The organism is Streptomyces sp. NPDC031049, assembly GCF_055571015.1.
Genome location: NZ_JBVIGC010000004.1, coordinates 403449 through 415615, shown reverse-complemented (window position 1 = coordinate 415615; position 12167 = coordinate 403449). Strand labels below are relative to the sequence as shown.

At 73.1% G+C, this 12167-nt stretch carries 8 protein-coding genes; 3 read left to right on the top strand and 5 right to left on the bottom strand.

The genetic code is table 11. From position 1 onward, the window contains the following. Positions 1-70 precede the first annotated feature (70 nt). The 4 genes from ACZ45Q_RS09585 to ACZ45Q_RS09570 form a co-directional block, all read right to left on the bottom strand. Positions 71-1369, bottom strand: coding sequence for a M18 family aminopeptidase (locus tag ACZ45Q_RS09585; RefSeq protein WP_468257359.1), 1299 nt, complete (start codon positions 1367-1369; stop codon positions 71-73). 80 nt (positions 1370-1449) lie between these two features. Further along, positions 1450-2835: an FAD-binding oxidoreductase gene (locus ACZ45Q_RS09580; protein WP_468257356.1), complete on the bottom strand. Its 1386-nt coding sequence runs from the start codon at positions 2833-2835 to the stop codon at positions 1450-1452. A 341-nt stretch (positions 2836-3176) separates the two neighbouring features. Beyond that, entirely contained in the window at positions 3177-5102 is a 1926-nt protein-coding gene (locus ACZ45Q_RS09575) for a LuxR C-terminal-related transcriptional regulator (RefSeq protein ID WP_468257353.1), read from the bottom strand. A gap of 108 nt (positions 5103-5210) precedes the next feature. Next, positions 5211-7037 (bottom strand): acyl-CoA dehydrogenase, encoded by a 1827-nt coding sequence (locus tag ACZ45Q_RS09570; protein ID WP_468257350.1) that lies wholly within the window; start codon positions 7035-7037, stop codon positions 5211-5213. A gap of 189 nt (positions 7038-7226) precedes the next feature. On the opposite strand from ACZ45Q_RS09570, the gene ACZ45Q_RS09565 reads away from it, so the two are divergent. From ACZ45Q_RS09565 to ACZ45Q_RS09555, 3 genes are all read left to right on the top strand, one after another. Further along, the gene (locus ACZ45Q_RS09565) at positions 7227-7691 is read left to right on the top strand and encodes an SseB family protein (protein WP_468257347.1); all 465 of its coding nucleotides are present in this window, start codon (positions 7227-7229) and stop codon (positions 7689-7691) included. A 172-nt stretch (positions 7692-7863) separates the two neighbouring features. Then, positions 7864-8841 (top strand): pirin family protein, encoded by a 978-nt coding sequence (locus ACZ45Q_RS09560; RefSeq protein WP_468257344.1) that lies wholly within the window; start codon positions 7864-7866, stop codon positions 8839-8841. Positions 8842-9005: 164 nt separating this feature from the next. Further along, on the top strand, positions 9006-10067 hold the full coding sequence (locus ACZ45Q_RS09555; RefSeq protein WP_468257341.1) for an AI-2E family transporter: 1062 nt from the start codon (positions 9006-9008) through the stop codon (positions 10065-10067). Here the strand turns inward: ACZ45Q_RS09555 and ACZ45Q_RS09550 are convergent. Then, a complete protein-coding gene (locus tag ACZ45Q_RS09550; RefSeq protein ID WP_468257338.1) occupies positions 10022-12166 on the bottom strand; it encodes a SpoIIE family protein phosphatase in 2145 nt (714 codons plus the stop codon). The two genes, ACZ45Q_RS09555 and ACZ45Q_RS09550, sit on opposite strands and share 46 nt — an antisense overlap. Between the last annotated feature and the right edge of the window lies 1 nt (position 12167).

The following is a 12167-nucleotide window of genomic DNA, read 5'->3' as shown; positions in this document are numbered from 1 at the left end:
CCGGTGTCAACCCCCATGCCGCGGCGGGCCGTTCCCCCACGGGTCCGGCCGCTCGCGGGCCGCGTCCCGGCTAGCCGTCCAGGAACGCCACCAGCGAGTTCGCGAGCAGATGCGGGTCGTCGACGCCGCACAACTCCCGGGCGCTGTGCATCGACAGGATGGCCACGCCGATGTCGACGGTGCGGATTCCGTGCCGGGCGGCGGTGATCGGGCCGATCGTGGTGCCGCAGGGCATGGAGTTGTTGGAGACGAAGGACTGGAAGGGCACGTTCGCCTTCTCGCAGGCGGCGGCCCACACCGCGCGGCCCGAACCGTCCGTGGCGTAGCGGTTGTTGACGTTGACCTTGAGGATCGGGCCGCCGTTGACGCGGGGGTGGTGCGTCGGGTCGTGGCGCTCGGCGTAGTTGGGGTGCACGGCGTGGCCGGTGTCCGAGGACAGGCAGACGGTGCCGGCGAAGGCCCGCGCCCGGTCCTCGTAGGAGCCTCCCCGGGCGAACACCGAGCGCTCCAGGACCGTGCCGAGCAGCGGACCGTCGGCGCCCGTGTCCGACTGGGAGCCGTTCTCCTCGTGGTCGAAGGCGGCCAGGACGGGGATGTACGACAGGCCCCGGTCGGCCGTGGCCAGCGCGGCCAGCGCGGCGGTGCCCGCGTGGACGGAGAGCAGGTTGTCCATGCGCGGGCCGGCCACCAGCTCCTTGTCGCGGCCCAGGTACGCCGGCGGCTCGACGGAATGCACCATCAGGTCCCAGCCGGTCACCTCGCCCGCCGGGATGCCCGCGGTCTCCTCGAGGAAGGCGATGAGGTCGCCGTCGCGGACGTCGTCGCCGAGGCCCCAGACGGGCTGGAGGTGGCGCTGCTTGTCCAGCTTGAGGCCCTCCGAGGAGACCGTGCGGTCCAGGTGGATGGCGAGCTGGGGGACGCGGAGCAGCGGCCGGTCGACGTTGACCAGGCGCGTGGAGCCGTCGCGCAGCGTCAGCCGGCCGGCCAGGCCCAGATCGCGGTCGAGCCAGGAGTTCATCAGCGGCCCGCCGTACACCTCCACGGCGACCTGGCGCCAGCCGTGCGACCCGCTGTCGGGCCGCGGCTTGACGCGCAGGTTGGGGGAGTCGGTGTGCGCGCCGACGATCCGGAAGGGGGTGTGCGGCCGGGCGCCCTCGGGGACGTACCACGCCACGATCGCACCGCCGCGCAGCACGTACTTGCCGCCGGCCGTCCCGTCCCAGGCGTCCGTCTCGGCGACCTGCCGGAAGCCGGCCTTCTCCAGCCGCTCGGCGGCGCCCGCCACGGCGTGGTACGGCGTGGGGCTCGCCGCCAGGAAGGACATCAGGTCGTCGGTGTGGCCGCGGTCGAAGCGGGGAGGTTCGCTCATGGGTTCACCTTAACGACGGACCCGGGCCCGCTTCCCGTCTCCGGCGCCGGTGAGGGCCCGCCCGCGGTCCCCGCGTCCGCTCACGGGGCGATGTTGTGGTTCAGGCGGAAGAGGTTGCCGGGGTCGTAGCGGCGTTTGACGGCCGTCAGCCGGTCGTAGTTCTGGCGGTAGCTGGCGCGGACCCGGCTCTGGTCGTCGCCGCTGAGGAAGTTGACGTAACCGGCGTCGAGGGTGTGCGGGCGCAGGGCGGCGTCGTACTCCCGGCACCAGGCGATGTCCTCGGCGAGGTGGGAGGGGTCGGCCACGCTCGGTCCGTACCCGGTGGAGAAGGCCGCGTCGCGGTAGGCGAAGGCGGTGTCCCCGGGGCCGACCCGGTGGCAGGCGCCGTCGATGGGGAAGACGATCGTGTCGCTCTCCATCGACGGCAGGGTGCGTCCGTAGGTCAGGTGGACGCCGATGGCGGCGTCCGTGATCTCCCGGCTGAACGCGCCCTTCCAGTAGTGGTACAGCCCCGGGGGCAGCTGCTCGTCGAACAGGGTGTTGATCACCGGGTACGGCATCCGCCGCACGGCCTGGCCGAGGACCGGGCCGAGTCCGGTGAGCCGGGCGCGGACGCGGTCGTCCGCCTCCTCGTCGCCGCTGAAGCAGGTGAGCACCCCGCACACCGGACGTCCGTGCCAGGGCTCCGGCAGGAACGGCACCGGTGGACCGAGCACCACCGCGAGGATGGTGTTGAACTCCTCCGGGGAGTCCGCGACCAGCTCCCGCCAGCGCCGTACGACATCGCCGTCCAGGGGGTAGAAGGTGGGGCCGCCGAGGATGTCGGCGACGGGGTGCAGCCGGTAGCTGAAGGAGATCACGGCACCGAAGTTGCCGCCGCCGCCGCGCAGCGCCCAGAACAGCTCGGCGTCGTGCTCGGCGTCGCAGCGCACCAGGGTGCCGTCGGCGGTGACGACCTCGGCGGCGGTCAGGTTGTCGCAGGTGAGCCCGCAGCGGCGGGCCAGGTGCCCCATGCCGCCGCCGAGGGTGAGGCCGGCGATACCGGTGGAGGAGACGACACCTCCGGTGGTGGCCAGGCCGTGTGCGTACGTCGCCGGGTTGACGTCCCGCCAGGTGCAGCCGCCCTGGGCGTGTGCCAGGCGCCGTTCGGGGTCGACGCGTACGGCGCGCATCCGGGACAGGTCGAGCACCAGGCCGTCGTCGCAGGTGCCGTGTCCGGCGGCGGAGTGGCCGCCACCGCGCACCGCGAGCGGCAGTCCGCGCTCCCGGGCGAAGGTCACGGCGATCGCGCAGTCGGCGGCGTCGACCGGGCGGACGACGACGGCCGGACGGCGGTCGTGCAGCGCGTTGTAGACCCGGCGGGCCCGGTCGTAGCGGGGGTCGGCGGGGTCGATGACGTCACCCCGGACGCTGTCGTGCAGCGGGCCGAGCGACGGTGTGAGGGAGGAGGGGATGAGATCGGTCATGGCGCGGACACCTCGTGGAGCATGGCGGGCGGCGCGGAGCGCGTACCTCCGCCGGGCGGGCCGGGCGGTGGACCGCGGGCCTCGTGGGTCCGGGACGCGGGCCCCGGGGGGAGAGGGCGGTGCCGCCCATGCCTCTGTTGTAGGCGTCGGCACCGGCGCCCGGCATCGACCGGATCGCCCATTCGCACCGACGGCGCCGATGGGCGGGACGGCTCATCGGGTGGGACGGCCCGTGGGGCGGGACGGCTCATCGGGTGGGACGGCCCGTGGGGCGGGACGGCTCATCGGGTGGGACGGCCCGTCGGGCGGTTCGGGACGCGGTGTGCGCCGTGGTGCCGGCGTCACGCGAGGCCGTGGGCGCAGGCGAACGCGGTGGCGGCGGACCGGGAGGTCACCTGGAGCTTGGCGAAGATGTTGTTCAGGTGGCGGGCGACGGTGTGCTCGCTGATGCAGAGTTCGGCCGCGATCTCGCGGTTGGTCCGGCCCGCCGAGACCAGGCGCAGCACCTGCGCCTCACGGGCCGAGAGCCCGGCGGGCAGGGCGGGGCCGGACGCCGGGGACCGCGCCAGGAGCGCGGCGGCGCGGCGGGCGTCAGGGGCGCAGCCCAGCGCGGTGAAGGCCGCGTGGGCCGCGCGCAGTTCCAGCATCTCGCCCTCGTGGTCGCCGACGGCCCGGTCGGCGGCGGCGAGCAGCATCCGTACCCGTGCCGCCTCGTACGGCACGCCCAGCTCCAGCCAGGTGGCGAGGGCCCGGCACAGGGGGCGGCGGGCCTCCTGCGGCGGGGAGCCGTCCAGGTGGCCGGCGAGGGCCACGGCGCCGAGGGCGGTGTCGGCGAGCGCGCACAGCAGGGGCGGGTCCGGTTCCGTCGGGTCACACGAGTGCGCGTGGGCGAGCCCGTGCAGCTCGTCCGCCGCCGCCCGGGCCGCCACGGCGTTGCCCACCGCCAGCTCCACCTCGACCAGCGCGGCCAGCAACCGGGCCCGGCCGAAGGCTCCCCCGGGCCCGCTGCCGTCGGGCGCGTCGCCGAGGGCGAGGCGCAGGGCCGTGGCGGCCTGCTCGGCGCGGCCCTCGGCGAGCCGCAGCAGGGCGAGCCCGGGCTGCGGCGTGCGGCCGAGGGCGTGGGCGCGGGCGTACTCCGTCTCGGCGGCGGCCGGATCGCCGCGCCGCCGGTGGACGTCTCCGGCGATGCAGTGGGCCTCGGCGCTGATCTCGGCGTCGTGCAGGCCCGTCTCGCCACAGGCCCGGGCCGCTTCCGCCACGGCGCCCGGCCAGTCGCCGCGCAGGTCGAGCACCTGCACACGGTGCATCCGGCACAGCCCCCGGAACGGGTTGTGGACGGAGTGGTCCGCGCACCAGCGCATCGCCGCCTCGCTCCATTCGACGGCCCGGCCGAGGTCGGCGGCGGCCATGCACCGGGTCAGCGCCAGGCAGTAGATCCATCCGGTGAACAGCGAGCTCAGCTCGTCGGCGGTGACCGCGCACATCGCGTCGTCGAGCCGGGCCAGCCCTTCGGCGGTGCGGCCGTGGTCGAGCAGGACGCCGGCGTGCACCTGGTGGCTCATGGCGAGCAGATCGCGGCCGTCGTGGGCGCGGGCGATCGCCGTCATCCGCCGTGCGGCGGCCAGTGCCGCCTCCAGGTCGCCGCGTGCGGAGGCCTCCTCGGCGTCGCTCCAGGCGGTGTAGCAGTGCTCCAGGCATTGGGGCAGGCCGTCCAGGTGCTGCCGGGCCCGGCGCAGCCACCCGCTCGCGGCGCCGGGGCGCCCGACGTCCTGGTTGTCGTAGAACAGCATCCACGCGGTGCGCCCGGCGGAGCGGGCGGCGCCGGCCGCGGCGTAACCGGAGTACGCCTTGACACGGGCGGCGAGGGACTCGTCACCGTGCCCGGTCCACCAGGCGGCGTCGGCGAGCAGGCAGAGGTCGTCGGGGGAGAGCCCCTCGGGCGGCAGGCCGCTCAGGACCCGGTACGCGTCGGCCCAGGCGTCCCGCGCGGCCGCCGCGCGGGCGCGGGGCAGGCCGGGGCCGGGCCGATCGGTACCGGGCCGATCGGTACCGGGCCGATCGGTACCGGGCCGACCGGTACCGGGCCGACCGGTGTCGCCAAGTCGGCCGGCGTCGGGTGGCCCGGCCTCGGGATGGCCGGCGTCGGGTGGGCCGGCGTGGGGCAGACCGGTGTTGCCGGGCCGGCCGGCGTCCGGTTGCCCGGTGTCGGGCGGGCCGGTGCGGGGCGGGCCGCCGGGCGTCTCGGATCGCGGTTGCGCGGTACCCATGCGCGGTTCCCTTCCGCTGTCCAGCATAGGAACGCGCGGAGCGGGCCGCCCCCGGACGAAGGGTCCGGGAACGGCCCGCTCACGGGGTCGCGCGGGTGACGGACGGGCTCAGAAGGCCGCCTCGTCCAGCTCCATCAGGTCCAGCTCGACGCCCTGGGCGACCTTGCGGGCCAGGGTGACGCCGGGCAGGACGGTGGCGGCGAAGAACTTGGCCGCGGCGATCTTGCCGGTGTAGAAGGCCTTGTCCTTGGCGGAGGCCGTCGGCAGCTTCTCGGCGGCGATCGCGGCGCCCTTCAGGAGCAGGTAGCCGACGATCACGTCGCCGGAGGCCATCAGCAGGCGGGTGGTGTTGAGCCCGACCTTGTAGATGTTCTTGACGTCCTGCTCGGTGGCGGCGAGGTCGGTGAGCATCAGGCCGACGATGGCCTCCAGCTCGACGGCGGCCTTGGCCAGCTGCTCGCGGGCGCCGGACAGCTCCTCGCCGCCGGTGCCGAGGGCGAGGAACTTCTTGATGTCCTCGGCGAGCGAGTTCAGCGCGGCGCCCTGGTTGCGGACGATCTTCCGGAAGAAGTAGTCCTGGCCCTGGATCGCCGTGGTGCCCTCGTAGAGGGTGTCGATCTTGGAGTCCCGGATGTACTGCTCGATCGGGTACTCCTGGAGGAAGCCGGAGCCGCCGAAGGTCTGGAGCGACTGGGCGAGCTGCTCGTAGCCCTTCTCGGAGCCGTAGCCCTTGACGATGGGCAGGAGCAGGTCGTTCAGGGCGTGCTCGGTCGTGGCGTCCTCGCCGTTCGCCTCCTTGACCGCGATCGCGTCCTGGATCGAGGCGGTGTAGAGGACGAGGGCGCGCATGCCCTCCGCGTACGCCTTCTGCGTCATCAGCGAGCGGCGCACGTCGGGGTGGTGGGTGATGGTGACCTTGGGCGCGGTCTTGTCCATGAAGTTGGCCAGATCCGGACCCTGGACGCGCTCCTTGGCGTACTCCAGCGCGTTGAGGTAGCCGGTGGAGAGCGTGGAGATCGCCTTCGTGCCGACCATCATGCGGGCGAACTCGATGATGCGGAACATCTGGCGGATGCCGTCGTGCTTGTCGCCGATCAGCCAGCCCTTGGCGGGGTGGCGGTCGCCGAAGGTCATCTCGCAGGTGTTGGAGGCCTTCAGGCCCATCTTGTGCTCGACGTTGGTGGCGTAGACGCCGTTGCGCTCGCCCAGCTCGCCGGTCTCGAAGTCGAAGAGGTACTTCGGGACGAGGAAGAGGGACAGGCCCTTGGTGCCGGGGCCGGCGCCCTCGGGACGGGCGAGCACGTAGTGGAGGATGTTCTCCGACATGTCGTGCTCACCGGAGGTGATGAAGCGCTTCACGCCCTCGATGTGCCAGGAGCCGTCCTCCTGCTGCACGGCCTTGGTACGGCCGGCGCCCACGTCCGAGCCGGCGTCCGGCTCGGTGAGGACCATGGTGGAGCCCCACTGCTTCTCGACGGCGATCTGGGCGATCTTCTTCTGGACGTCGTTGCCCTCGTCGTAGAGGATCCCGGCGAAGGCCGGGCCGGAGGAGTACATCCACACGGCCGGGTTGGCGCCGAGGATCAGCTCCGCGTACGACCAGATCAGCGACGGCGGAGCGGTGGTGCCGCCGATGGCCTCGGGCAGGCCCAGGCGCCAGTACTCGGAGTCCATGAAGGCCTGGTAGCTCTTCTTGAAGGACTCGGGGACCGGCGCGGTGTTGGTCTCCGGGTCGAAGACCGGCGGGTTGCGGTCGGCGTCGGTGAAGGACTCCGCCAGCTCGTTCTCGGCGAGGCGGGTCAGCTCCTCGAGGATGCTCTTGGCGGTGTCGGCGTCCATCTCCGCGAACGGGCCGGTGCCGTACAGCTTGTCGCGGCCGAGCACCTCGAAGAGGTTGAACTCGATGTCGCGGAGATTCGACTTGTAGTGCCCCATGGCGACGGCTCCGTAGGAAGAGATCGGCGAGGCACTTGCTCCTCGCACCTTCAGTCACGTCCAGCAGGTCCAGCGGTCAGCTGTGTACCAGCAAGTAGCTACGATGATGCTACCCGTCGGTAATAAGAAGCAACCCCGATCCGGTCATCTGTGACAGGACACACCGGAGGCGTCGGTACGCTTGCGCTCATGTACGGCTACGACCAGACCGCGGGTCCCCAGCAGCAGTACGCCCCGCCGCAGCAGCCCATGTCCGGCGGATACGGGCAGCAGTCGCCGGCCTACCCGGAGCCGTCCCCGCCCTCGCTCGCGGACGCGGTGCGGGCCTTCACCACCGGTCAGCTGGCCGCGGAGGACTTCCAGCAGATCTTCGCGACCTCGAAGGTCTACTGCCCGCGCGGCGACAACCCCGGCTTCCTCGCCCTGCACAACACCCAGCAGCCGGTGATCCCGATGTTCACCTCGCTCAAGGAGCTGCGCCGGTACGCGGGCAAGGAGTCCAAGTACTTCGTGATCACCGGCGCCGAGGTGATCGACCTGCTGCCGACCGGCTACGGCTTCGTGCTCGACATGGAGGGGGAGCACCGGATGGTGTTCGACGCCAAGGCCGTCGAGGAGATGGTCGACTTCGCGATGCGCCGCATGTACGGCTAGCCGTGGCCGGTGCGGCCGGCCGCCGTGGTGTGCGGCCCGGCCGTCGCCGTCGTGCGGCCTCGCCGTCGCCGTCGTCCGCGAGCCCGGAGGGAATGCCCTCCGGGCTTTTGTGGTTCCGGTGGCAAGAAGTTCAACGCTCAACTAAACTGGGCGTACCCGAGGAGGTACCGACATGCCCGCAGTGACCGTCGAGAACCCGTTGACGCTGCCCCGAGTGACCGCCCCCGCCGATGCCGTGGCACGTCCCGTGCTCGCCGTCACGACCGCCCCCGGCGGTTTCGAGGGCGAGGGCTTCCCGGTGCGCCGTGCGTTCGCCGGGATCAACTACCGCCATCTCGACCCGTTCATCATGATGGACCAGATGGGCGAGGTGGACTACGCGCCCGGTGAGCCCAAGGGCACGCCCTGGCACCCGCACCGCGGCTTCGAGACCGTCACCTACATCATCGACGGGACCTTCGACCACCAGGACAGCCACGGCGGTGGCGGCACCATCACCAACGGCGACACCCAGTGGATGACCGCGGGCAGCGGCCTGCTGCACATCGAGGCCCCGCCGGAGTCGCTGGTGATGTCCGGCGGCCTCTTCCACGGCCTCCAGCTGTGGGTGAACCTGCCGGCCAGGGACAAGATGATGGCCCCCCGCTACCAGGACATCCGCGGCGGCAGCGTCCAGCTGCTCACCTCCCCCGACGGCGGCGCCCTGCTCCGCGTCATCGCCGGTGAGCTGGACGGCCACGCCGGTCCCGGCATCACGCACACGCCGATCACGATGGTGCACGCCACGCTGGCGCCGGGCGCCGAGGTCACGCTGCCCTGGCGGGAGGAGTTCAACGGCCTGGCCTACGTCCTCGCCGGCCGCGGCGCGGTGGGCGCCGAGCGTCGCCCGGTCCACCTGGGTCAGACCGCCGTCTTCGGCGCCGGCTCCTCGCTGACCGTCCGCGCGGACGAGAAGCAGGACTCCCACACGCCGGACCTGGAGGTCGTCCTGCTCGGCGGGCAGCCGATCCGCGAGCCCATGGCCCACTACGGCCCGTTCGTGATGAACACCAAGGACGAGCTGATGCAGGCCTTCGAGGACTTCCAGAAGGGCCGGCTGGGCACGATCCCCGCCGTGCACGGGATGTCGGCGCAGGGGCCGCGGGCCTGAGGCCGCACGAGCGGGACCGCGGACCTGAGGCCGCACGCCAGGGGCCGCGGGTCTGAGGGCCGCGCACGCGGGGTGACCTGACGGCGCTCGTGGCGCTCGCCGCACCTCACTCGGGCGGGCCGTTCCGGCGGGACGGCCCGCCCCGGCCGTGGTCGGCTGGGGACGTGCAGCTGCTTCCCGTCCCGGTACGCCGTTTCGCCGCCTGGTGCGTGGTCGTCCTGCTCGCCAGCGGGGTCGTCTACGTCGGGATCCGGCTCTGCGTGGAGTTCCGCACCGCCGTGACCCCCGCCCTGCTGGCGCTGCTCGGCACCGCGCTGCTGCGCCCGCTGCACCGGCGGCTGGTGGCCGCGCACGTCCAGCGGTCGCTGGCCGCGGGGATCACCTGCGTCGCCGTGGTCGCCGTGGTGGGCGGCGCGGTCTACATCGTCGTCGCCGCGCTGATCGACAGCGGCGAGCAGATCCTCACCTCCCTGCGGACCGCGGCGCGCGACCTGGCCCGGCACTTCGGGGCCGCCGGGACCTCGCTGGAGGACCTCGCCTCCAATGCGCGGGAGCTGCTGGGCAGGTTCGGCGGGACGGCCGCCTCGGGTGTGATCAGCGGGGTCAGCGTGGTCGGCGAGACCCTCGCCATGGCCGTGCTCGCCCTGCTCCTCGTCTTCTTCTTCCTCCGCGACTCCGACAGGGCCGTCGGCACGGTGCGCGCGCTGGCCCCGCACAGCGGCGCCGACATGGTCGAGGCCATGGCCCGGCGCGCCTTCGGGGCGGTGGAGGGCTTCATGCGGGGAACCACGTTCATCGCCCTCATCGACGCCGTCTGCATCACGGTCGGGCTGCTCGTGCTCCGGGTGCCCGGCGCGCTCGGGCTGGGCGCGCTGGTCTTCGTCGGCGCCTACATCCCCTACCTCGGCGCCTTCATCTCCGGGGCGGTCGCGGTGCTGGTCGCGCTCGCCGACCGCGGGTTCGTCATCGCGCTGTGGGCCCTCGGGGTGGTGCTCGCGGTGCAGGTCCTGGAAGGGCATGTGCTCCAGCCGATGGTCCAGAGCCGGACGGTGCAGATGCATCCGGCGGTGGTGCTGCTCGCGCTCACCGCGGGCGCGTCGGTGGCGGGCATCCTCGGGATGCTGCTGGCCGTCCCCCTCACCGCCGCCGCCTTCGGCATCGTCCACGAGCTGCGGGGCCGTTACGCGGCCTCCGCCTCCCCCGAGCCGCCCTCGCCTGACTCGTAGATCTCGAACCAGATGCTCTTGCCCTCGCCGCGCGGCGAGACCCCCCAGGTGCCGGCGAGCAGTTCGATGAGCATCAGGCCCCGCCCGGACGACGCCATCTCCCCCGGCCGGCGCCGGTGCGGCAGATCGTCACCGGTGTCGGTGACCTCGACCCGGATGCGCCGTTCGCCCGGGGATCCGGTCACCTCGGCCACCAGCAGCGCGTCGGCGTCGGTGTGAACCAGGACGTTGGTCAGCACCTCGGAGAGCAGCAGCACCGCCGCGTCGCACTGGTCCTCGCTGGGCCAGTCGTGCAGCAGGTCGCGCAGATGCTGCCGGGCGGTGGCGACCCGTTCCGGCTCGGCCTGGGCCACCGACAGCATCGTGCGGCGCACGGGCGTGCGGGCCACGGGGCTGTCCCCGCAGCCGCAGCCCTCGGCGTCCCGGCACAGCAGCAGCACGGCGATGTCGTCCTCCCGCCGGTCGGCGAGCGGACCGGTGGTGTAGTGGGACGTCGGCCCGTGCACGGCCTGCACCAGCGCGTCGGCCAGTCCCTCCAGGTCGCCGTCGTGCTGCTCGAGGACGACGCGCAGCCGCTGCCAGCCGGTGTGCAGGTCGTGGCCGCCGGTCTCCACCAGGCCGTCCGTGCACAGCATCAGAGTGTCGCCGGGCTCCAGGGCGAGCCGGGTGGTCGGGTAGTCGCAGTCCGGGTCGATGCCGAGGGGCAGCCCGCCGGTCGTGGCCCGGATCAGCGCGGTGCCGTCGGCCATGCGCACCACCGGGTCCAGATGGCCGGCCCGTGCGCTCTCCACGGTGCCGGTCACCGGGTCGACCTCGGCGTAGTAGCAGGTCGCGAAGCGCAGATCGCCGAGGTCCTCGCCGGAGTGGGTGGTGATGTCGTGGAAGAAGCGCGAGGCGCGGGAGAGCACCGCGTCGGGGCGGTGGCCCTCGGAGGCGTAGGCGCGCAGGGCGATGCGCAGCTGGCCCATCAGCCCGGCCGCCCGTACGTCATGCCCCTGGACATCACCGATGACCAGGGCGAACCGGCCTCGCGGCAGCGGGATCATGTCGTACCAGTCGCCGCCGACCTGGAGGCCGCCGCCGGTGGGCACATAGCGGGCGGCGATGCTCATCCCGGGGATCTCCGGGCCCAGCACGGGCAGCATCGAGCGCTGGAGCCCCTCGGTCAGCTCCCGCTGGGTCTCGGCCGCGCCCGCCCGGGACAGAGCCTGGGCCAGCATCCGGGCCACGGTGGTCAGGACGGAGCGCTCGTCGGGGGTGAACGCCACCGGATAGGCGAAGGCGGCCATCCAGGCGCCCATCGGACGGCCCGCCACGGTCAGTGGCAGGAAAGCCCAGGAGCGCCGGTGGAAGCGCTCGGCGAGCGGCCAGGTCAGCGGGTAGCGCGAGCGGTACTGCTCCGGGGAGGAGAGATACACGGCCCGGCCGGTGCGCACCACCTCGGCGGCCGGGTAGTCCGTGTCCAGGGCCATGTGCCAGAAGGGGCTCTCGGCTCCGGGTTCCTGCCCGTGGTGACCGATGATCGTCAGCCGGTCGCCCTCCACGCCGAACACCGCGAGCCCGTCGGGGGAGAACCCCGGCATGGACAGCCCGGCCGCGACCCTCAGCACTTCCTCGGTCGACCGGGCCTCGGCCAGCGCCCGGCCCGCGTCCAGCAGGAAGGCCTCACGGGAGCGGCGCCAGTCCCCGGTGACCGCGCGGCGTCCGGCCGGGGTGCCCGGCGTCGGCTCGGCCACCTCCTGGAGCGTGCCGGTCAGCTTGTACGCCCTGGTTTCGGGGTCGTAGGTCGGCTTGGAGCGGCTGCGGACGACGCGGACCACATGCCCTCGCTCGTCCATGATCCGTATCCGTACCTCGGCGAGCGTGCCCTCGGCGACGGCGAGCTGGACGACGCCGGTGATCTCGTTCCAGTCCACGGGGTGCAGCCGGGCGCGGACCTCGGCCTCGGTGAGCCGCACCGGCCGGGCGGGCAGTCCGAGCAGCCGGGCCGCCTCCGCGTCGCCGGTGACGACTCCCCTGGAGGTGTCCCAGTGCCAGAGCCCTGTCGCGAGGGAGGCGAGGACGTCCTCCACGGCGGGCAGGGGCTCACCAGTGCGCATT

Excerpts from the sequence above, each read along its gene's own strand:
- ACZ45Q_RS09585 (WP_468257359.1), bottom strand. The coding sequence starts at position 1,369 with ATGAGCGAACCTCCCCGCTTCGACCGCGGCCACACCGACGACCTGATG.
- ACZ45Q_RS09580 (WP_468257356.1), bottom strand. The coding sequence starts at position 2,835 with ATGACCGATCTCATCCCCTCCTCCCTCACACCGTCGCTCGGCCCGCTG.
- ACZ45Q_RS09575 (WP_468257353.1), bottom strand. The coding sequence starts at position 5,102 with ATGGGTACCGCGCAACCGCGATCCGAGACGCCCGGCGGCCCGCCCCGC.
- ACZ45Q_RS09570 (WP_468257350.1), bottom strand. The coding sequence starts at position 7,037 with ATGGGGCACTACAAGTCGAATCTCCGCGACATCGAGTTCAACCTCTTC.
- ACZ45Q_RS09565 (WP_468257347.1), top strand. The coding sequence starts at position 7,227 with ATGTACGGCTACGACCAGACCGCGGGTCCCCAGCAGCAGTACGCCCCG.
- ACZ45Q_RS09560 (WP_468257344.1), top strand. The coding sequence starts at position 7,864 with ATGCCCGCAGTGACCGTCGAGAACCCGTTGACGCTGCCCCGAGTGACC.
- ACZ45Q_RS09550 (WP_468257338.1), bottom strand. The coding sequence starts at position 12,166 with ATGCGCACTGGTGAGCCCCTGCCCGCCGTGGAGGACGTCCTCGCCTCC.